The sequence below is a fragment of the Mesorhizobium salmacidum (SeqCode) genome, assembly GCF_037179605.1.
Taxonomy (GTDB): domain Bacteria; phylum Pseudomonadota; class Alphaproteobacteria; order Rhizobiales; family Rhizobiaceae; genus Mesorhizobium; species Mesorhizobium salmacidum.
The window spans coordinates 36,918-56,731 of sequence record NZ_JAPYKS010000027.1 but is presented as its reverse complement, the minus strand read 5'-3'; the positions used below and the strand labels follow the sequence as shown (position 1 = coordinate 56,731).

Annotated in this window: 25 protein-coding genes; 12 read left to right on the top strand and 13 right to left on the bottom strand. The window is 64.2% G+C overall.

Annotated elements, in window-relative coordinates; genetic code table 11:
* Nucleotides 1–193 precede the first annotated feature (193 nt).
* Both groL and O7A60_RS27130 read right to left on the bottom strand, forming a co-directional pair.
* Entirely contained in the window at nucleotides 194–1,822 is a 1,629-nt protein-coding gene (gene groL / locus O7A60_RS27135) for a chaperonin GroEL (RefSeq protein ID WP_337108809.1), read from the bottom strand.
* A 58-nt stretch (nucleotides 1,823–1,880) separates the two neighbouring features.
* Nucleotides 1,881–2,195 (bottom strand): co-chaperone GroES, encoded by a 315-nt coding sequence (locus tag O7A60_RS27130; RefSeq protein WP_027146268.1) that lies wholly within the window; start codon nucleotides 2,193–2,195, stop codon nucleotides 1,881–1,883.
* 246 nt (nucleotides 2,196–2,441) lie between these two features.
* Between O7A60_RS27130 and O7A60_RS27125 the strand changes: the two genes are divergently transcribed.
* On the top strand, nucleotides 2,442–2,696 hold the full coding sequence (locus tag O7A60_RS27125) for a hypothetical protein (protein ID WP_337108808.1): 255 nt from the start codon (nucleotides 2,442–2,444) through the stop codon (nucleotides 2,694–2,696).
* Complete coding sequence (locus O7A60_RS27120) at nucleotides 2,693–2,959, top strand: DUF1488 family protein (protein WP_337108807.1); 267 nt, start codon at nucleotides 2,693–2,695, stop codon at nucleotides 2,957–2,959. The genes O7A60_RS27125 and O7A60_RS27120 overlap by 4 nt, the downstream gene beginning before the upstream one ends.
* Here O7A60_RS27120 and O7A60_RS27115 read toward each other — a convergent pair whose 3' ends face one another.
* The 3 genes from O7A60_RS27115 to O7A60_RS27105 form a co-directional block, all read right to left on the bottom strand.
* On the bottom strand, nucleotides 2,960–3,178 hold the full coding sequence (locus O7A60_RS27115; protein ID WP_337108806.1) for a DUF6500 family protein: 219 nt from the start codon (nucleotides 3,176–3,178) through the stop codon (nucleotides 2,960–2,962). It abuts the gene before it with no gap.
* A gap of 73 nt (nucleotides 3,179–3,251) precedes the next feature.
* Nucleotides 3,252–3,443, bottom strand: a complete 192-nt coding sequence (locus tag O7A60_RS27110; RefSeq protein WP_337108805.1) for a hypothetical protein — start codon at nucleotides 3,441–3,443, stop codon at nucleotides 3,252–3,254.
* Nucleotides 3,444–3,447: 4 nt separating this feature from the next.
* Nucleotides 3,448–3,654 carry a hypothetical protein gene (locus O7A60_RS27105; RefSeq protein ID WP_337108804.1) on the bottom strand — a complete coding sequence of 69 codons (207 nt, stop codon included), beginning with the start codon at nucleotides 3,652–3,654 and terminating at the stop codon, nucleotides 3,448–3,450.
* A 361-nt stretch (nucleotides 3,655–4,015) separates the two neighbouring features.
* Between O7A60_RS27105 and O7A60_RS27100 the strand changes: the two genes are divergently transcribed.
* The 5 genes from O7A60_RS27100 to O7A60_RS27080 all read left to right on the top strand — a co-directional run bounded on the left by O7A60_RS27100 (nucleotide 4,016) and on the right by O7A60_RS27080 (nucleotide 10,547).
* The gene (locus tag O7A60_RS27100; protein WP_337108803.1) at nucleotides 4,016–5,059 is read left to right on the top strand and encodes a LacI family DNA-binding transcriptional regulator; all 1,044 of its coding nucleotides are present in this window, start codon (nucleotides 4,016–4,018) and stop codon (nucleotides 5,057–5,059) included.
* Between the two features lie 75 nt (nucleotides 5,060–5,134).
* A complete protein-coding gene (locus O7A60_RS27095) occupies nucleotides 5,135–6,382 on the top strand; it encodes an ABC transporter substrate-binding protein (RefSeq protein ID WP_140718433.1) in 1,248 nt (415 codons plus the stop codon).
* 376 nt (nucleotides 6,383–6,758) lie between these two features.
* Complete coding sequence (locus O7A60_RS27090; RefSeq protein WP_140508459.1) at nucleotides 6,759–7,685, top strand: carbohydrate ABC transporter permease; 927 nt, start codon at nucleotides 6,759–6,761, stop codon at nucleotides 7,683–7,685.
* Nucleotides 7,685–8,542, top strand: coding sequence for a carbohydrate ABC transporter permease (locus tag O7A60_RS27085; protein WP_337108802.1), 858 nt, complete (start codon nucleotides 7,685–7,687; stop codon nucleotides 8,540–8,542). Before O7A60_RS27090 ends, O7A60_RS27085 begins: the two co-directional genes overlap by 1 nt.
* 22 nt (nucleotides 8,543–8,564) lie before the next feature.
* Entirely contained in the window at nucleotides 8,565–10,547 is a 1,983-nt protein-coding gene (locus O7A60_RS27080) for a glycoside hydrolase family 127 protein (RefSeq protein WP_337108801.1), read from the top strand.
* 188 nt (nucleotides 10,548–10,735) lie between these two features.
* Here O7A60_RS27080 and O7A60_RS27075 read toward each other — a convergent pair whose 3' ends face one another.
* The 7 genes from O7A60_RS27075 to O7A60_RS27045 all read right to left on the bottom strand — a co-directional run bounded on the left by O7A60_RS27075 (nucleotide 10,736) and on the right by O7A60_RS27045 (nucleotide 14,214).
* Entirely contained in the window at nucleotides 10,736–11,134 is a 399-nt protein-coding gene (locus O7A60_RS27075) for a DUF1801 domain-containing protein (RefSeq protein ID WP_027146464.1), read from the bottom strand.
* A 34-nt stretch (nucleotides 11,135–11,168) separates the two neighbouring features.
* On the bottom strand, nucleotides 11,169–11,612 hold the full coding sequence (locus O7A60_RS27070; RefSeq protein ID WP_337108800.1) for a DUF1801 domain-containing protein: 444 nt from the start codon (nucleotides 11,610–11,612) through the stop codon (nucleotides 11,169–11,171).
* Nucleotides 11,613–11,624: 12 nt separating this feature from the next.
* Nucleotides 11,625–11,846, bottom strand: a complete 222-nt coding sequence (locus O7A60_RS27065; RefSeq protein ID WP_337108799.1) for a hypothetical protein — start codon at nucleotides 11,844–11,846, stop codon at nucleotides 11,625–11,627.
* Nucleotides 11,847–11,887: 41 nt separating this feature from the next.
* A complete protein-coding gene (locus tag O7A60_RS27060) occupies nucleotides 11,888–12,280 on the bottom strand; it encodes a VOC family protein (RefSeq protein WP_337108798.1) in 393 nt (130 codons plus the stop codon).
* 78 nt (nucleotides 12,281–12,358) lie between these two features.
* Nucleotides 12,359–12,790: an SRPBCC family protein gene (locus O7A60_RS27055; RefSeq protein ID WP_337108797.1), complete on the bottom strand. Its 432-nt coding sequence runs from the start codon at nucleotides 12,788–12,790 to the stop codon at nucleotides 12,359–12,361.
* Nucleotides 12,787–13,110, bottom strand: a complete 324-nt coding sequence (locus tag O7A60_RS27050) for an ArsR/SmtB family transcription factor (protein ID WP_027146469.1) — start codon at nucleotides 13,108–13,110, stop codon at nucleotides 12,787–12,789. The genes O7A60_RS27055 and O7A60_RS27050 overlap by 4 nt, the downstream gene beginning before the upstream one ends.
* Nucleotides 13,111–13,485: 375 nt before the next feature.
* Nucleotides 13,486–14,214, bottom strand: coding sequence for a gamma-glutamylcyclotransferase (locus O7A60_RS27045; RefSeq protein WP_337108796.1), 729 nt, complete (start codon nucleotides 14,212–14,214; stop codon nucleotides 13,486–13,488).
* A gap of 280 nt (nucleotides 14,215–14,494) precedes the next feature.
* Between O7A60_RS27045 and O7A60_RS27040 the strand changes: the two genes are divergently transcribed.
* Nucleotides 14,495–15,187 (top strand): DUF2270 domain-containing protein, encoded by a 693-nt coding sequence (locus O7A60_RS27040; RefSeq protein WP_337108795.1) that lies wholly within the window; start codon nucleotides 14,495–14,497, stop codon nucleotides 15,185–15,187.
* 216 nt (nucleotides 15,188–15,403) lie between these two features.
* A complete protein-coding gene (locus O7A60_RS27035) occupies nucleotides 15,404–17,617 on the top strand; it encodes a cation:proton antiporter domain-containing protein (RefSeq protein ID WP_415926862.1) in 2,214 nt (737 codons plus the stop codon).
* Nucleotides 17,618–17,629: 12 nt separating this feature from the next.
* On the opposite strand, the gene O7A60_RS27030 is transcribed toward O7A60_RS27035, so the two are convergent.
* Nucleotides 17,630–17,773: a hypothetical protein gene (locus O7A60_RS27030; protein ID WP_337108793.1), complete on the bottom strand. Its 144-nt coding sequence runs from the start codon at nucleotides 17,771–17,773 to the stop codon at nucleotides 17,630–17,632.
* 212 nt (nucleotides 17,774–17,985) lie between these two features.
* On the opposite strand from O7A60_RS27030, the gene O7A60_RS27025 reads away from it, so the two are divergent.
* The 3 genes from O7A60_RS27025 (at nucleotide 17,986) to O7A60_RS27015 (ending at nucleotide 19,795) form a co-directional block, all read left to right on the top strand.
* Nucleotides 17,986–18,432: a DOPA 4,5-dioxygenase family protein gene (locus O7A60_RS27025; RefSeq protein ID WP_337108792.1), complete on the top strand. Its 447-nt coding sequence runs from the start codon at nucleotides 17,986–17,988 to the stop codon at nucleotides 18,430–18,432.
* A gap of 66 nt (nucleotides 18,433–18,498) precedes the next feature.
* Entirely contained in the window at nucleotides 18,499–19,464 is a 966-nt protein-coding gene (locus tag O7A60_RS27020; RefSeq protein ID WP_337108791.1) for an ornithine cyclodeaminase family protein, read from the top strand.
* A gap of 142 nt (nucleotides 19,465–19,606) precedes the next feature.
* Nucleotides 19,607–19,795 carry a hypothetical protein gene (locus tag O7A60_RS27015; RefSeq protein WP_337108790.1) on the top strand — a complete coding sequence of 63 codons (189 nt, stop codon included), beginning with the start codon at nucleotides 19,607–19,609 and terminating at the stop codon, nucleotides 19,793–19,795.
* The last annotated feature ends 19 nt before the right edge of the window (nucleotides 19,796–19,814 follow it).

Sequence of the window (19,814 nt, the reverse complement as noted above, 5' to 3'; positions counted from 1 at the left end):
CTTCATGGGCTTTGTCAAACTTGCCGCTATCGCTATCTGGCTCAGGTAGTTAAATCGTCACTACGCCCTAGAGGCCTGCGCGCCGGGAGAAAATCCCCCGGCGGTAATATCGAACTTCAGTGAGCGTGGCTGATTGAGGTCAGGCCCGGAAGGCGGCTTCAATGAAGCCGCCCCCCGCAGGTCGACTGAATCCTTAGTAGCCGCCCATGCCGCCGCCGCCGCCCGCCGGTGCCGCATTCTTCGGCGGGACGTCGGTGATCATCGCTTCGGCGGTGATCAGCAAGGCCGCGATCGAGCCGGCGTCCTGCAATGCCGTGCGCACCACCTTCGCCGGGTCGACGATCCCAGCCTTGATCATGTCGACGTAGACCTCGTTCTGGGCGTCGAAGCCCTGATCGTGTTCCTTGCTGTCGGCGAGCTTGCCGACGACGATTGAGCCTTCGACGCCGGAATTCTCGGCGATCTGGCGGATCGGCGCCTCAAGCGCGCGAAGCACGATGGAGATGCCGGCGGTGACATCGGCATTGGCGCCGTTCAGGCCTGACAGCGCCGACCGGGCACGAAGCAGGGCGACGCCGCCGCCTGGCACGATGCCTTCTTCCACGGCCGCACGCGTGGCGTTCAGCGCGTCGTCGACGCGGTCCTTCTTTTCCTTCACTTCCGATTCCGTGGCGCCGCCGACGCGGATGACGGCAACGCCCCCCGACAGCTTGGCCAGCCGCTCCTGCAGCTTTTCCTTGTCGTAGTCCGACGTCGTCTCCTCGATCTGGCCCTTGATCTGGGCGACGCGCGCCTGGATCGTCGCCTTGGTGCCGGCGCCGTCGATGATCGTGGTGGTGTCCTTGTCGATCAGCACGCGCTTGGCGCGGCCAAGCATCTCGACGGTGACGTTTTCAAGCTTGATGCCGAGATCCTCGGAAATCATCTGGCCCGATGTGAGCACCGCGATGTCTTCCAGCATCGCCTTGCGACGATCGCCGAAGCCCGGCGCCTTGACGGCCGCGACCTTGAGGCCGCCGCGCAGCTTGTTCACGACCAGGGTGGCGAGGGCCTCGCCTTCGACGTCCTCGGAAATGATCAGCAGCGGCCTGCCGCCCTGCACCACCGCTTCGAGGATGGGCAGCATCGCCTGCAGATTGCCGAGTTTCTTCTCGTGAATGAGGATGTAGGGATCCTCAAGCTCAGCGCGCATCTTGTCGGCATTGGTGACGAAGTAGGGGCTGAGATAGCCGCGGTCGAACTGCATGCCTTCGACGACGTCGAGTTCGGTGTCGGCGGTCTTGGCTTCCTCGACGGTGATGACGCCGTCATTGCCGACCTTGGTCATCGCCTTGGCGATCATTTCGCCGACGCTGGCGTCGCCATTGGCGGCAATGGTGCCGACTTGCGCGATCTCGGCCGACGACTTGACCTTCTTGGCCTTCGCCTTGATTTCCCCGACGACGGCGGCGACGGCCTGGTCGATGCCGCGTTTCAAATCCATCGGGTTCATGCCGGCGGCGACCAGCTTGGCGCCTTCGCGCAGGATCGAAGCGGCCAGCAGCGTGGCTGTCGTGGTGCCGTCACCGGCGAGGTCGTTGGTCTTCGAGGCCACTTCGCGCACCATCTGCGCGCCCATGTTCTCGAACTTGTCGGCAAGCTCGATTTCCTTGGCTACGGTGACGCCATCCTTGGTGATGCGCGGGGCGCCATAAGCCTTGTCGATGATGACGTTGCGGCCCTTGGGACCCAGCGTCACCTTCACCGCATCGGTGAGGATTTCGACGCCGCGCAGCATGCGGTCACGCGCATCGGTGGAGAATTTGATTTCCTTGGCAGACATGATTTTTTCCTTCGAGTGTGAGGGGGCCAGTCGCCGCGCCGAACGCGCGGCGCTCCAGTCAGGCGGCCTTCTTGGCTTCGACAGCCTTTTCGATGACGCCCATAATGTCGGCTTCCTTCATGATCAGCAGGTCTTCGCCGTCGATCTTGACCTCGGTTCCCGACCATTTGCCGAACAGGATCAAGTCGCCGGCCTTGACGTCGAGCGGAACGAGCGCGCCCTTTTCGTCGCGTGCCCCCGGACCGACGGCAATGACTTCGCCTTCCTGCGGCTTTTCCTTGGCATTGTCGGGAATGATGATGCCGCCCTTGGATTTTGTATCGCCTTCGGCGCGCCGGATGACGACGCGGTCGTGGAGTGGACGGAACTTCATGAGAACTTCTTTCTGGGGCCGGCATAGGCGGCCGCGCCCTCTGTATAGGCGGTTTGGCACTCGATAGATAGGAGTGCCAAAATTTATCATGGGACGGAATTAAATATCGGAAGTATTATTTTCGCACGCGGTTTCCTGATATCCGAAATCAGTCAAATATTTCAAAAAGTTGAATTTTGGCGGCCGAGCGCCTATTTATCGGACAAGTTCGTTTTCACGATTTCATGCGCAAGGGAGATTTCTTCGATGGCCGACGGCAATCAGACGATCATGGAAAAAGCTGAAGCCCGCTTTGTCGACAAGCAGAAGAAGAACGCGGAGCGCAACAAGGCAACCGCCGAATACATGTCCGAGGCGAAAGCCAGGGAGATCAAGACCGCAAGGCTGAGGGAGTTGCGGCTGGCCAAGGAAGAAGCCGACCGCGTGGCGGAAGCGCTGAACCCGACGCCGAAGAAGAAGCGAGTGGTGAAGAAGGCCGCCGCAACGGGGGTCAAGACATGAGCCTGACCTTTCCCAATAGCAGCCGCAGCTATGACGTGGCTGGCCAACGCATTCGTTTCGTCGGCCATGACGGCATGTTCCAGATTTCCTTCTCGGTGGCCGCCGACGCCATGACCAGGATACAGCCGAACACCGCCGCCGACGAGGCCGGCTATCTTGCCGCCTTCGACAGGTCGAGTTCCACTATCCACGACGTCGCCGCCAAGGCCTACGGCCGCACCCACAAGAGCCTGTATGTGCTGACGGCCGCCGATTTCGGCTGATCAGCCGAGGTCCGCGACCATCGTGCGTATCTTCGCAGCCTTTTCAAAATGGTCGAGGCGGTGGGTTCTGATCCACCATTCGGCGACTTCCATCAGCAACTCGGGGTCGTCGTTCTTGTTGGCGAAGAACGCATAGAACGACACGCCGACGCTGGGCCCTTTTTCGGAAATCCTGCGGTCACAGACCTCCAGTATCTTCTGCTTCAGGCTGGCTCTCACGGGAATCCTCTGATTTGCGGTGCGGCGGGATCTTGCCCGCGCCAAGTGCCGCCCTCTGCAAACGTTGGCCAGGTCAGGACTTACGCTCGGCCCTCTCCCGTCGCTTGACGTCGCGGATATTCATCTGATCGACCAGCGCGTTGGCATCCTGCGGGCTCATGCCGACCATCACCCTTTGCCTGACCACCGCGGGCTGGCCGGTAAAGACATCGATGATGGCCCAGCTTTGAGGCAAGTCCATGCGCAGTGCGTAACGGTTGGCCATGCGGCTAGCCTCGCGCGAAGAGAAATGCGGCGCCGAGGATAGCGACTGTCCATACGACGACCGACAGTTGCAGCGCCGTGGCGCCATGCGAGGCCAGGGCCTGCCGCAGTCGCGCCGCAAGACCCGCCGGCCGGACCGGCACCGGAAGGACGGCGACCGGTGCCTTGACGCCAAGTTTTCCAAAGACGGGCAAGAGCGACGGTTCACGCACGAAACTGACCTCGAATGTCGCGAGATGGGCTCCCCGGCAAAGGGATGCCCGGCCCCTCCATAGCACCCTTTCGCGAACTCCTTGCATACCAAATCGGCGCCGCCTGCCGATCGGTCCGGGAGATGTCGGATCCTTTCAGCTGGCGCGCGCGGCCAACGGTGACCCCCGATTGGCGGCACCCGTCGCGAAATTCGATCTCGCCAGCGACCACAACTTTTCCCCTTGATCAGCCCTTCGATCTGGCCTAGCCTTGAGTTGAGAAAAGGTTTTTCCAGATGTTCCCGATCAGGCTCGGCCACTGGCCGGGCCTTGTTCCGATCGGTAAGGGAAAACCTTTTCCCAACTAAGGATTCTTGCCGCGATGGCATTGGACGACCTGCCAGTTCCGGTCTTTCCCAAGCCCGTCACCTTGCGTGACGTGGCCGCGCAGGCCGGCGTCAGCGTCGCCACCGCCTCGAAAGCGCTCAACGACCAGGGGCGCATGACGGCCGAGACCCGCGAGCGCATCCGTGAGACGGCGCGCAGCCTGGGTTTTCGTCCCAACGGCCTGGCGCAGAGCCTGCTCAGACGCCGCTCCTTCACCGTCGGCCTGCTCACCAACGATACCTATGGCCGTTTCTCGCTGCCGCTGATGTCGGGCATATCGGACGCGCTGGTCGATGCCGGCGTTTCGGTGTTCCTGTGCAATGTCGAGGAGGATCAGCGCCTCGGCCAGCTCCATGTCGAGGCCATGCTCGACAAGCGCGTCGACGGCATCATCGCCACCGGCAAACGCATCGACCGCCATTTGCCGGTCGACCTCGCCAATCTGCGCGTCCCGGTGATCTACGCCTTCACCCAGCCCGATCCCGACGCCGTTGCCTTCGTCTCCGACGACGGCGACGGAGCGCGGCTGGCGATCGAGCATTTCTGCCGGCTCGGCCGCAAGCGCATCGCCCATGTCAGCGGGCCGGCGAGCTTTGCCGTGGTGCACGAACGGGCGCAGGCTTACCGCGCCGTGTTGACGGAAAACGGCCTGCCGGTGATCGAGCCGCTGCTCGGCTCCTGGTCGGAAGCCTGGGGGCATGAGGCGGTGGCGCGGCTCTTCGACGGCAGAGGAAAAAAGCCGGACGCCGTCTTCTGTGGCAACGATCAGATCGCGCGCGGCGTCATCGATGCGTTGCGCGAACGAGGCCTCGGCGTGCCTAATGATGTCGGCGTCATCGGCTTCGACAATTGGGAGATCGTGGCGGAGGCGACCCGCCCGCCGCTGACCTCGGTCGACATGAACCTGGCAGCACTCGGCCGCGAGGCCGGGCTGACCCTGCTTTCCCTGGTCGGCGGCAAATCCGCCACGCCAGGTATCAGAAAACTGCCGTGCCGGCTGGTGGTGCGGCAGTCCTGCGGCCGCCTGCCGGATGGTTGAGAAAGACGGCTGACAAACGAAGCGCCGCAATCGGCGGCAAGCCGCGGATCGCGGCCAAATGTGGAGGAGGAGAACATGAGGACTTTGATTGCCAAACTGGGCCTTACGGCCGCCGTTCTGGGCTGCGGCCTGCAATTTGCCGCCGCCGATACCGCCAATATCTGGGTACGCGCCGACGGCTCGAACTTCATGCCAAGGATCGTCGACGCCTTCAACAAGGCGAACAAGGATCAGGTCAAGCTCGACATCATCCCCAATGCCGAGATCATCCCGAAATATGGCGCGGCGGCCGCCGGCGGTACGGCGCCCGACGCGCTGTCGCTCGACCTGATCTACACGCCCTCCTTCGCCGCCGCCGGCCAGCTGGAGGACATCACCGACTGGGCGAAGTCCCTGCCCTATTTTTCCAGCCTGTCGCCGGCGCATGTGAAGACCGGCACTTACAAGGACCATATTTACGGCTTGCCCTTCTCGGCCGACGCCTCGGTGCTGATCTGGAACAAGAAGCTGTTCAAGCAGGCAGGCCTCGACCCCGAGAAAGGTCCCGCCAACTGGGCCGAGATCGAAGCCGACGCCGAGAAGGTCAATGCGCTTGGCGGCAACATCAAGGGCTTCTACTTCTCCGGCAATTGCGGCGGCTGCAACATCTTCACCTTCACGCCGCTGATCTGGGCCTCGGGCGGCGACATCCTGTCGGAGGACGGCTCGAAGGCGACGCTGGACAGCCCGCAGCTGCGTGGCGCCATCGATCTCTACCGCTCCATGGTCAAGAAGGACCTGGTGCCGGCGGGCGCGCAGACCGACACCGGCGCCAATTTCTTTGCCGCCTTCGCCGCCGGCAATATCGGCATCTCGCCATCCGGCGCCTTCGCCATCGGCGCGCTCAACACGCAGTATCCCAATGTCGACTACGGCGTCACCTTCCTGCCGGGCAAGGATGGCAACTGGTCGTCCTTTGCCGGCGGCGACAATTTCGTCGTCACCAAGGGCACCAAGAAACTCGCCGTGGTGAAGGAGTTCCTGGACTTCGCCTATTCGCTCGAAGGCCAGACGATCCTCGCCAAATACGGCAGCCTGCCGGTGCGCGGCGACATCGCCAAGGACGCGCTCAAGGATCTCGATCCGCGCTACCAGATCGCCGCCGAGGCGATGGCCAAGGGCAAGACGCCCTATTCGGTGGTCTTCAACGACCTGATCAACTCCGCCAACGGCCCGTGGACGCAGATGATCAACGAGGTCTTCTTCGGCGACGACGTCGACGGCGCGATCGCTAACGCCCAGGAGACCATGCAGTCGATCATCGACCAGGCGCCGCAGAAGTAAATGCACGCCTGCCGGCCGCCCGCCTGTCTCCCTGGGCGGGTGGCCGGAAATTGTTTTGATTCAAATAGCAGGCTATCGCATTGAGAAACCTCACTTTTATCACGAATTCGGTGCGTGGCAAGGCTCGCTCCCCCTTCTCCCCTTGTGGGGTGAGAAGCGGTCCGCGCAGCGGACGAAAAGCCAACTGCTTGGCTTTTCGAGCTTCGAACGCCCTGAGCCTGCGAAGGGCCGGGGGGTGGCCGATCCACCCTGCCGGGTCCCCGCTGCTTCGCAGCGTCCCGGCGTTCGCTGGCCTTTCATCGTGCCACTGGCACGATGAATTCGCCTTCGGCGAACCGGCCGCTCACCCCACAAGGGGAGAAGGAAAGGGCAACCCATGACCGCCATCACCACAACCACCGCCCCGCCTCGCGCCCGAAAACTCGTCGGTGCCGGGCGCCGGCAATGGATCGGCCTGCTTTATGTCGCGCCGGCGGTGGCGCTGGTCATGCTGTTCTTCGTCATACCGCTTGGCATGACGGCCTGGATGTCGCTGCACAACTGGCCGCTGATGGGCGAGCACTCCTTCATCGGCCTCGGCAATTACTGGGCGATCCTGCGCGACACCAGGTTCTGGAACGCGCTGAGATTCACCGGCTACTACACGCTGGTCGTCACCATCGCGATTTTCGCCGTCGCCTTTCCGCTGGCGATCTTCATCGAGCGGCCGCGCCCGTTCACCAACCTCTACCGCACCATGTTCTTCATGCCGGCGGTGGTCGGCTTTGCCTCGGCGAGCCTGCTCTGGTCATGGCTCCTCAACGTCGATTCCGGCCTGTTCAGCCCCGCCGCCTACGACCTCGGCCTAATCGACAGAAAATTCAACCTGCTCGCCACCTTCCAGCCGGCCTTCTGGTCGATCATCGCCATGGTGGTGTGGAAGGTCGCCGGCTTCACCATGATCATCCTGATGACCGGCCTGCAATCGATCCCGCAGGACCTGCAGGAGGCAGCCGTCATCGACGGCGCCGGACCGTTCGCGCGGTTCCGGGCGATCACCCTGCCGCTGATGCGCCGCACGCTGGCGCTGGCGCTCATCCTCTCGGTGGCCGGTTCCATCCTTGCCTTCGACCAGTTCTACATCATCCTGCGCGGCGGCCCTCGCAACCAGACGCTGACGGCGGTCTACTGGATCTTCAACCAGTCCTTCGTCTCGTTCAAGCTGGGTTACGGCGCCGCGCTTTCCATGGTGCTGCTGGTCATCCTTGTGGCGCTCAGCCTCGTCCAGCTCTGGCTGCTGCGCAAGCCCGAGGGGCTCGACTGATGGCGCAGGCGATGTCAGGCAGAGGCAAGCTCGCCGCGCGCTTGGCCAGGCACTCCACCGGCATCATCGCCTCGGTGCTGTTCGTGGCGCCGATCGTGTGGACGGTGCTGTCGGCCTTCAAGCCGGCGCAGGAGGCCCGCCTGCCGCCGCTGCCGCCCTGGCCGACGTCCGGGTTCTCGCTGGAAAACTACGCCACGTTGAACAGCTTCGGCGACGGGCTGTGGGTCTCGGCGCAGAACAGCATCTATGTCTCGGTGATGACGGTCATATTGTCGGTCATCGTCAGCGTGCTCGCCGGCTACGGTTTTTCGCGCTTTCGGTTTCCCCTGAAGGATCTGTTCTTCGTCCTCATCCTGTCGACGATCATGATTCCGTTCCAGTCGATCCTGACGCCGATCTTCCTGGTGCTGACCAAGCTTGGCCTGCACAATACGCTGACCGGGCTGGTCGGCGTCTATGTGACGCTGCAGCTGCCGTTCTCGATCTTCATGATGCGCAACGCCTTCGACGCGGTGCCGCGCGAGATCGAGGAGGCCGCGCGCATGGACGGCGCCGGCAACGCCACCATGCTCATAAAGGTCATGCTGCCGCTGGTCTGGCCTGGCGTCGTCACCATCGCGCTGTTTGCCTTCCTCGGCGCCTGGAACGAGTTCCTCGCCGCCCTGGTGCTGATGACCGACCAGTCCAAATTCACGCTGCCGGTGATGATGACCGCGCTTCAATCGGGCCGCTTCGGCGCCATCGACTGGGGCGCCGTGCAGGCGGGCGTCACCGTGATGATGGTGCCGTGCCTGATCCTGTTCCTCGCTTTGCAGCGCTTCTACATCCGCGGCCTGATGGCCGGGGCCGTCAAATAACAGACCGAATTGGAGTGAGTTCATGACCGCATCGCAAACCGCAAGAACGGCTAGAACGGGCAAGCCCAAGCTCGCCTTCCGCCCGCTGCCGGTGCCGCAGGTCGACGTGCGCGGCTTCTGGGGCGACCGCGCCGAGGCGGTCGCGACACGCACCGCCGATATCCTCTACGACCGCTGCGTGGAGGCGCGCATGCTGGAGCAGATCGACCCCGACCGCCCCTCGCCGGGAATTGTCATTCCCTTCCATTCGCCGTCGCCCGACGAGGCGGCCTCCCCCGGCTTCACCGGCTCGACGGTGACCACGCAGATGTTCTGGGATTCCGATCTCGGCAAGACGATCGAGACCGCGGCCTATTCGCTCTACCGGCGCAAGAACCCCGAACTGGAGAACAAGATCGACGCCGTCATCGACATGTACGGCAGGCTGCAGCAGGAGGACGGCTATCTCTCCAGCTGGTATCAGCGCATCCAGCCCGGCAAGCGCTGGACCAATCTGCGCGATTGCCACGAGCTCTATTGTGCCGGCCACCTGATCGAGGGTGCGGTCGCCTACTACCAGGCGACGGGCAAGCGCAAGCTGCTCGACATCATGTGCCGCTACGCCGACCACATCGCTTCGGTGCTCGGGCCCGAGCCCGGCAAGAAGAAGGGCTATTGCGGCCATGAGGAGATCGAGCTGGCGCTGGTCAAGCTGGCGCGGGTGACGGGCGAACAAAAGTACATGGTGCTGGCCAAATACTTCATCGACCAGCGCGGCCAGCAGCCGCATTATTTCGACGAGGAGGCGCGCGCCCGAGGCGCCGACCCGAAGGCCTATCACTTCAAGACCTACGAATACAGCCAGTCGCACATTCCGGTGCGCGAGCAGGACAAGGTCGTCGGCCATGCGGTGCGGGCCATGTATCTCTATTCGGGCATGGCCGACATCGCCACCGAATATGGCGACGACACGCTGCGGGTGGCGCTCGACCGCCTCTGGGACGACCTCACCACCAAGAACCTCTACATCACCGGCGGGCTCGGTCCGTCGGCGCACAATGAGGGTTTCACCAGCGACTACGACCTGCCCAACGAAACCGCTTATGCCGAGACCTGCGCCTCGGTCGGGCTGGTGTTCTGGGCGAGCCGCATGCTCGGCATGGGGCCGAACGCCCGCTACGCCGACATGATGGAACGCGCGCTCTACAATGGTTCCATCTCCGGCCTGTCGCTCGACGGCTCGCTGTTCTTCTACGAGAACCCGCTGGAAAGCCGGGGCAAGCACAACAGATGGAAATGGCACCGCTGCCCCTGCTGCCCGCCCAATGTCGGGCGCATGGTGGCCTCCATCGGCAGCTATTTCTACAGCCTGGCCGACGACGCCCTTGCGGTTCACCTCTACGGCGACTCCACCGCCCGCTTCGACATATCGGGCGTGCCGGTCACGCTGACGCAGGCGAGCCGCTATCCCTGGGATGGCGCGCTCGAGATCACGGTCGAGCCGCAGGCGCCGGTGGCGTTCACGCTGCATTTGCGGGTGCCGGGCTGGAGTTCCGGTGCCAGGCTGGAAATCAACGGTGAAGCGGTCGACCTCGAGGAACTGACCAGCGACGGCTACGCCGCCATCCGGCGCAACTGGACAAAGGGCGACCGTGTCCGGCTCGATCTCGAAATGCCGATCGAGCGGCTCTACGCCAATCCCGAGGTCCGGCAGGATGCCGGCCGCGTCGCGCTGTCGCGCGGGCCGCTGATCTACTGCGTCGAGGCGACCGACAATGACACCAGCCTGCATCGCCTGACCCTGCCGCGTACGGCCGGCATAGAGGCGCATGACGAGCCGGACCTGCTCGGCGGTGTGGTGACGCTTTCAGCCACGGCGCAAGCCGATGCCGGCGACGGCTGGCGGGACGGGCTCTATCGCTCCGAACCGCCGGCTAAGGTCGAGACGCGCCTGACCGCCATCCCCTATTTCGCCTGGGACAACCGCGAGCCCGGCGAGATGCTGGTCTGGCTGCGGGACGGCTGACCGCAGACGCCTTGGCCGCTCGAACAGGAACATGCCGAAGCCGATGCGCCGGACGATGAAAGAGAACGACCGGGCGCCGGCGTTGCGGCCAGCCCATCTCGCCCCGTTTACGGGGAGAGATGTCCGGCAGGACAGTGAGGGGCAGCGCCGACGCCGGTCTCTATCGACAGGACTGTGACACAGCGGATCTAACGCCTGGCCTTCGATTTGTTCAAAGCCACGGCGGCGTGCACCAGCGCCTTGAAGGCCTCCTCGTCGATCTCTTCGCCCTTCTGGAAGTCGATGGCGCGGCGCGTATTGCCTTCGAGGCTGGAGTTGAACAGCCGTGCCGGATCGGGCAGCGCGGCACCCTTGGCGAAGGTCAGCTTGACGACGGCCTTGTAGGTCTCGCCCGTGCAGATCATGCCGGCATCCTCCCACACCGGCACACCGCGCCATTTCCACGTCTCGACCACGTCGGGATCGGCTTGATGGATCAGCGCGCGGAGCCGCCCCAGCATCTCGCCGCGCCAGTCGCCGAGTTCCCTGATCCTGCCGTCGATCAGCTCGGAGGGAGATTTGCTGTCCTGCAGTCCGGTGGTCGTCATTCCGTTTCTCCTTCAAACGCTGGAAATAGCGCGCTCACATGCGCTCGCCAGGCAATTGGCTGGCCTGCTTCACCCAGGCGCTGAACTGCGCCTCGTCGAACGCCTCGTCCTCATGGATGTGGACATAGCGCGTATCCCTGCTCTTGGACGCGACCGGCGGCACCGGGTCCAGCGACTGGCCGCGAAAGAAAGCCACCTTGATGTACTTGGTGAAGCAATGGATGCCGAGGAACCAGCCCTCGCCTTCGACGCCGTAGAAGGGCGAGTTCCATTTGACCGCCTTGTGGACACCGGGCACGGCGCGCTCTATGAGCGCGTCGAGGCGCTGGCCGACCTCGCGTTTCCAGCCCGGCATGGCCTCGATATAGGCCTGCACCGAGGCATCGCCATAGCCTTTGGCGATCTGCGGGTTGCCGCCGGAAAGCAGCTTCGGCTCGGCGTTGGCGGGCTTGCTCGATTTCCGCTCGGTCTTGGCCATGCGGCTTCCTTCCTATCCGTTGGCCCGCTGGACGCTGCGTCCCCTGGAAATATAGGGCAACACGAACATATAGAGGCCGCTGAACAGCAAAAGAAAGAGCGGCACGAGTGGCGAATAGACCACCCAGGCGGGAGGCTGCCCGAACGCCATGGTGATAAAGTTCGCGGCGACGGTTGCCGTAAAGATGATCGACAGCCAGCGATGCGTTTGCCTGATCCATTTGCTCCAGTCCAATGCTACCTCCTCTTGCACTATGCGTTGAAACCCGGCGCCCCTTACCAGCGCGCCAGCTCCGTGATCTGGACGAGATTGCCGCAGCCATCATTCACCTGCGCGATGGTCGAGCCGGTGACTGCGGTCGGCGCCATGGCGAAGGCACCGCCATTCGCCTTGATGCGCTCATGGTCGGCCTTGATGTCGTCGGTGAACAGCATCAGCGCCGGCTGGCCCTGTTTGAAGATCGCCTGCTGGTAGGCCTTGGCCGCCGGGTTCTCATTCAGCGCCAGCTGCAATTCGGTCCCGTCGGGCTCTTCGGCCGAGACGACCGTCAGCCAGCGGAACGGCCCGTTGCTGAAATCGGCTTTCTTGGTGAAGCCCAGCACATCGGTATAGAAGGCCAGCGCCTTTTCCTGATCGTCGACATAAATGCTGGTCAGTTTGAGTTTCATCGCTTTCTCTCCATGGGTTTTGCTGGCGGAGAACCGCCCTTTAACAGTGCTGTGTGGCTTTCGGCCTGGCCGGAGACCTCAGTCCGTTCGCGCCAGAAGCTCTTCCAGCTTCTCCAGGAATTGCGGCCACCCCACCTTGGCGCCGCCATAGGCCCGTCTCTGGTCGGGCCGGAAACCGGCCTGCTCCATGCGCAGATGGGTTCCCGTTGACGTCGGGGTGAGCGTGAAAGTCACCACGCTCCTGAGATCGAAGGCCGGATCCTGGTGCGCCAGGTTCCAGGTGTAGGACAGCGTCTTGTGCGGCTCGACGGCAAGCACCTCGCAGTCCAGCACGCCGCCCCAGTCAGCGCTGATGTTGAAGCGATGGCCCACGACCGGATTGAAATCGTTCTTCATCAGCCACTCCTCGATCAGATGCGGTTGCGTCAGCGCGCGCCAGAGTTTCTCCGGCGGATGAGAGATTTCCCGCTCGACGACGACAGTGCGGGTCTCCTGGGCACTATCGTTCACTGGTCCATCCTCTTGAGCAAATCCTCGAGGTCGTCGAACCGGCTTTCCCAGAACCCCGCCATATGGCGTGTCCAGTCCATCAGCGGCGCCAGCGCGGCGAGCTGCGCGCTGTAATGCGTCTGGCGGCCTTCATGGCGGTCGCGCACCAGCCCGGCCTGCTTCAGCAAGCCGAGATGCTTAGACACCGCCGGCTGCGAGACGCCGGACTGGATTGTCAGCGCGCCCACGGTCTGCTCTCCCTGGCGGCATAATCGTTCGAAGATGGCGCGCCGCGTTGGGTCGGCAAGCGTCCTGAACAGCGCATCGTGAGCATCGGTCATGTGCAATCAATAACCCGTTGGCTATTGGTTTACGTATAACCGCCGGGATATGTATGTCAAGCCGGAACATGGAGCGACAGGAATATCGGTGAGATGGACGGCAACATAGTTCCTTCGGCGCTGGACGCGATCGCCTTCACCCCTGGACGCGATCGCCTTCACCCGTTGACAGCGGCTTCGTCCCAACCGGACGAACAGACTGTTCATCTTGGCCGAATCAGCTATTATAGGTTAGGGCCTGCCGCAACGCAGTTTGCTCAATCCATGGCCCCTTCCGCTCAGGCGACCGTCGATACCCCGCCCCCCGCCCTTCGGCGGTCGTCAGCTATTTCCTGTTCACGCAGGCGCATTCGCGCGGCGCCGGCTTCCGGTTTCTCAGCGGACGTGGCTCCGCCCGATCTCCCGCGCCACCAGTTCCTGCAATTGCCACAGGTTGCGATCGCGGATGCCGCAGGCGTCGAGGTGGCGGATCGTCTCGAACAGATATTGCGCGCCCGAGCCCCAGTGGCCGACGGCTCTGGCCAGCGTCGCCGCGACCGCGGGCTTGTCGAGCTTGCCGGCATAGCGTGGATTGGCGGGATCGACGACGAAGCCGAGCGCCTGGCCCATCCCGCCTTCGGTGCTGACCCGCAGCCAGCGCGGCACGTTGACGGCGGGCAGGATGGTCATCTCGCGGCGCAGCAGCGCTTCCAGATTGTCGGCTACCGGTTCGGCGATCTCGAACACCATGCCCTGGCACTGGCCGCCACGGTCGAGCGCCATCATCAGGCCGGGCTGATCGAGCGTGCCGCGAAAGCGCTGCACGGTGAAGCAGAACGACCGGTGCCAGCCGCGCGCCACCGCCCGTTCGCCACCCCGCACCTCCCCTGCCGGCTTCCACAGCAGCGAGCCATAGGCGAACAGCTTCAGCGGCCCGGCCGGCGCGCTGGCCAGGATCTCGTCGCGAAACCGCGCATAATCCTGGTCAGTCATATAGACCATGCCCGGCGTCGGCCCGGCATCCTGGACCGCGCGCAAGGTGCGCGCCACCAGCGCCTCGGTCAGCGCCATCGGCGATTTGCGAAGCGCGGATCTGCGCGGTGCGGCGGAAATCGGCTTGTTCATTTTCGTGCCTCGGCCATGGCCGCTATGTTGCTCAGCGGAGACAGATACTCAAGAGGCTGCCCTGGGCGCCGGAGCCGACGCTGCCAATCTCCCCCAAGCGGGGGAGATGTCCGGCAGGACAGAGGGGGGCGCTGTCCCGCCGGCGCCTGAATGAGTTCCGCCCCGCCGCGACATCCGAAGGCAACTTACTGCGCGGGGAACACCGCCCCATTTGGCGCGGGGCCACGGCGCCATGGAACGACATCGCTCCCGGAACGTTTGATCAGGTTGGGAGGAAGTCATGAACGATGCGCCGGCAACCCCCGTCGGCAGGACGCTTTTGCCAGGCGAACTGGTCACCGTGATGTCCCATTTCCATCGCGCCGAGATCGCCCGCATGGCCGGCTGGCGCGACCGCCTGGACCGCACCAGCAATTGGGCGATCACGGTTGTCGCGGCGATGCTGTCGGTGTCGCTGTCGACGGCCAGCGCCCATCACGGCGTGCTGCTGTTCGCCATGCTGCTGGTGCTGCTCTTGTTGTGGATCGAGGCGCGCCGCTACCGCTTCTTCGATGTCTACCGCGCCCGCGTGCGCCAGTTCGAGCGCCATTATTTCGCGCAGATCTTCTCGCCGCAGCCCGATTTTGCTTCCGACTGGCTGCTGATCCTCGGCGAGAGCCTGCGCACGCCGAAATTCCTGGTCTCGCAGCGAGTGGCGCTGGCGCGCCGTTTGCGCCGCAACTACCTGCACATGATGCTGATCCTGCTGCTCGCCTGGATCCTCAAACTGTCGACGCCGAGCCTGATCAACCAGGGCGCGCCGGTCGGCTTTGTCGGCACATTGCGCGAGGCCGTCGGCGCGGCGGCGCTCGGTCCCGTTCCAGGCGCGGCCATCGTCGCCGTGGTTGCCTTCCTCTATGCCGGACTGGTGGCGGCCGCCTTCCTGACGCCGGGCGATGACGGCGAGCTCTCCTTCGGCGACGTCCACGTCTGAGTTCGATATCTGACGCAATAACTCGCGACGGATGGCTGCAACGCAAAGGTCAGCCGCGCGTTATTATGGTCAGTCCGCGGCGGCGTCTTGAAGGGACCCATGATCCACCTAACGGCAACGAGGTCGCACGGCGCCGCGGTCGCCTTTTCGCTGGCCATTCTCCTTCTGGCACCGGCAAGCCACGCGCTGGCCGCCCAGGGCGGTCACGCCTCTGGCATGGGCGGCTCGGCCGAAGGGCTGTTCGTCGCCGAGATCGTGCTCCTGCTTCTGGTCGGCCGTGGCCTTGGCGAGATCTTCCAGCGCTATCGCCAGCCGGCGATCATGGGCCAGCTGATTGGCGGCATCCTGCTCGGGCCGTCGCTGTTCGGCTGGCTCTGGCCCGACGCGCAGCACCTGATCTTTTCCACCGACCCAGCGCAGAAAAGCATGATCGATGCCGTCTCGCAGCTCGGCATCCTGCTGCTCCTGCTGCTGACCGGCATGGAGACGGACCTGCGCCTCGTGCGGCGGGTGGGTGCGGCCTGCTTTTCGATCTCGATCACCGGCGTCGTCGTGCCTTTTGCCTGCGGCTTCGCGCTGGCGCAGGTGCTGCCGGATTCCCTTCTGCCCGAGCCGACCGAGCGCATCGTGGCCGGACTGTTCCTTGGCACGGCGCTGTCGATCTCCTCGGTCAAGATCGTCGCCATGGTGGTGCGCGAGATGAACTTCATGCGCCGCAACCTCGGCCAGATCATCGTCTCCTCGGCGATCATCGAGGACACGTTCGGCTGGCTGATCATCGCCGTCACCTTCGGCATCGCCACCAATGGCAGCCTGCAAGTGGTGCCGCTCATCACGACGGTGGCCGAAGTGGCGCTGTTCATGGTGTTTTCCTTCACCATCGGCCGCCGCGTGGTGTTCACCCTGATCCGCTGGAGCAATGATAGTTTCCGCAGCGAATACGCCGTCATATCGGTCATCCTCATCATCATGGGCGTGATGGCGCTGATCACCAACCTGATCGGCGTGCACACCGTGCTCGGCGCCTTTGTCGCCGGCATACTGGTCGGGGAATCGCCGATCCTGTCCAACCACATAGAGAGCCAGTTGCGCGGCGTCATCACGGCGCTGTTCATGCCGGTGTTCTTCGGCATGGCCGGCCTGTCCGCGGACCTGACCGTGCTTGCCGACCCCACGCTGGCGCTGCTGACGCTGGCGCTGGTGCTGATCGCCAGCATCGGCAAATTCTCGGGCGCCTTCCTCGGCGGCCGGCTGGCCGGCATGTCGCTGAAGGAGTCCACCGCCATCGGCAGCGCTATGAACGCGCGCGGCTCGACCGAGGTCATCGTCGCCTCGATCGGCCTGTCGATGAACATCCTCTCCCACAATCTGTTCACGATGATCGTCACCATGGCCGTCATCACCACGCTGGCCATGCCGCCGATGCTGCGCTGGGCGCTCGGCCGGCTGCCGGTCGGCGATGCGGAAAAGCAGCGCGTCGACCGCGAACTGCTCGACGAGCGCGGCTTCGTCTCCAAGCTGGAGCGGTTGCTACTGCTCGTCGACGACAGCCCGGTCGGCAAGTTCACCGCCTATCTCGGCGGCCTCGTCGGCGGCGGCAGCGGCATGCCGACCACGCTGCTCCACCTGGAGGGCGGGCAACTGCCCGGCCCTGCCCGCGACAAAGGTCCCGAGCGGGCCTCGCAGCAGGTCAAGAAGGGGGCGGCCAGAAGCGCCAGGGCTGTCCGCAAGGCCGAGGATACGCCCGTAGACAAGGTCCACCTCACGGCCCGCACCGAGCTTCAGGCCACCACCGAAACGATCGCCGCCGAAGCCCGCAAGGGCTACGGCCTTCTGCTGGCCGGGCTGGACGACGCGATGACCGACAAAGGCACCTTCAGCGGTACCCTGAAGGATATCACCAGCGGCTTCGACGGCCCGCTCTGCCTGGTGCTGAACGGCGCCAAATCCAGCGGCAAGATGCCGTTGCTGCGCGCCGGCGCGACCATTCTGGTTCCCGTCAACGGCACCGAGGTCGCGCGGCGCGCGGCCGATTTCGCGCTCGCCCTGGCGCGGCCGCACCGGGCCCGCGTGAAAGCCCTCTATGTCTCGCAGGCCCGCAAGGGCAGCCCGCCAAGCTCGGTTTCGCACCGCCGCGAGGAGGCCGTGCTCAAGGATGTCGCCGATCTCGCCGACCGCTATGGCGTTGCCGTCGAAACCGCGATCAGGACGCGCGCCACGCCGGACAGGGCGATCGCCAGGGAGGCGGGCAAGGGCGCCGCCATGGTGGTGATGGGCGTCACGCAGCGGCCAGGCGAAGAGCTGTTCTTCGGCGACACGGCGACCGCGGTGCTGGCCGCCGTCGCTTGTCCCGTCGTGCTTCTGGCCAGCGACCGCGCCAGGCGAGCGGAAGCCGGCGTCGAGGAGGCGGCAGCCGAGACCGGGGCCTGATGCCTTGTCGGCCTAGAGGCCGAAGAACTGCCGCCCGATCGCATAGCCCAGCGCCGCCACGACGAGCGGGAACAGCGCCGGCGCGACCTTGCCGAGGAAGGAGACGCTTGTGTCCCTGGGCGGCACATAGCGTCCATTGCCAAGATTTTTGGTCATTGCGTACCCCACGCCATCGGATAATTAGCAGATGCTTATTGACGCATGGCCGAATTAACGGGTTGCAAAGAAATTCGATCGAATAGCCGACCATTGCGCGGCGCCCACAGCCTGTTTGTCGCTGATCCCGGCGCACGCCGCCCCGGCTACAGACAAGATACAAGCGCTTCGGTTAAAGTTCCGCCGGACGCGTCACCAGGGGGAGAACCGAGATGAGCAAAGCCAGTTCAACGCCGGCCGGGCAGCCGAGCCCCCCCAATCCAAGACAACTCGCCGAGATCGCCAGCTACCACGCCCATATCTACTATGACGGACAGGCCGAGCGGCAGCACGCCGAATGGCTGCGCCAGCGCATTGCGGAACGCTTCCGCGTGCGCCTGGGAAATTGGCACGACGGACCAGTCGGCCCGCATGGGCAGGCCATGTACCAGGTCTCCTTCGCCCCCGGGATTTTCGCTACGCTGGTTCCCTGGCTGATGCTGAACCACCAGGGCCTGAGCATCCTCATCCACCCCAACACCACCAACCCCAAGCGCGACCATCTGGTCGACCCGATCTGGATCGGGCACCCGCTGGAGGTGCATGGGGAAGTTCTGGGCGAGGAGCATGAGGCGGAAGAGGCGCTGGAGGTGAATACCGAGCCGACGCTGGAGGCTTGAGTGCCCGCGATGAGCGGGCTGTTTAGCCCTGTCGCGGGGTTTGATGATCCCATAGGGCATGACAGGATGAAACCCTTGGCCGCCGAAACCTTGCCCTATCTGTCATCCGCGCTGCTCGACCGCCTGTCGATTTCCACGGCCGACATGGTCGACGAGATCGAACGCCAGATCGTCAGCCAGAGGCGCGGCGAGGTCTGGTGCGCGCCGAAAGCGGTGGTGCTGCCGGGCGACGACCGCTACATCATGGCCACGCTCGGCGTTGCGTCCACGCCGCCCGTGCTGGCGACGAAGTCGCTGGTCGTCAATCCGCGCAACGCCGGACGCGGACTGGCCACGCTGAATTCCCTGATCACGCTGCTCGACGCCGAAACCGGCCTGCCGCTGGCCCTGGTCGACGGCAATTGGGTGACGGAGAAGCGCACGGCCGCCTTGAGCGCCGTCGCCGCCAGGCGCATGGCCAGCGGCGACGCGTCATCCCTGGCCTTCATCGGCTGCGGGGTGCAAGCGCGTGGACATTTAGAGACATTCGCCGACCTCTTCCCCTTGCGCGAAATCCGCGCCTTCGGCCGCGGCACGGCCAATCGCGACGCGCTGTGCCAAATGGCGCGCTCGCGAGGGCTGCAAGCCATCCCATGCGATACCGCAAGAGCGGCGATCGAAGGCGCCGACATGGTGGTGACGACGGTGACCCTGGTGCCCAGGCCCGCGCCATTCGTCGACGCGAACTGGCTGAAGCCGGGAAGCTTCACCGTGATGACCGACCAGGCCCTGCCCTGGCTGCCGCAGACGATGCGCCGCTTCGACCGCATCATCGTCGACGACCTGGAGCAGGAAGCGAAAATGCCCAAGCCGATGATCGATCCCACGATGGTCGCCGGCGACCTGACAGGCCTGGTCTGCGGGGATTTTGTGGGGCGAGAGGGCGCAGGCGAGACCACGGCGTTTGTTTTTCGGGGGCTGGCGGTGGGGGATCTGGCGATTGCGGCGCTGGCGTATGGGCGGGCAAAGGTGGCTGGGGTGTTTGGAGCGTAGGGCGGTTGCGGGAGACCGTTTCCGCGTGTGCCTGGCACTTGGCGCGACGAGCCGGTCGGCCCGCACGAGCAGACCATCTCCCAGGTCTCCTTCGCCACCGAAATTTTCGCCTCGCTGGTTCCTGCAGCCGAACCACGGCGGCGTGAGCATCCTGATCCACCGCAACACCACCAACCCTAAGCGCGACCATCTGGAGGCGGACATGAGACGTCGCCAGCTCAACGATGATACGACTATGGTCAAAAGATCAATTATTGAAGGTGGTGAACTGCGGACCGAAAGTCGCGTTGATACATCAGTCGTTGCGCGATATCCTCATGCTCTTTTCTGATGAATGATTCGACTTGTCC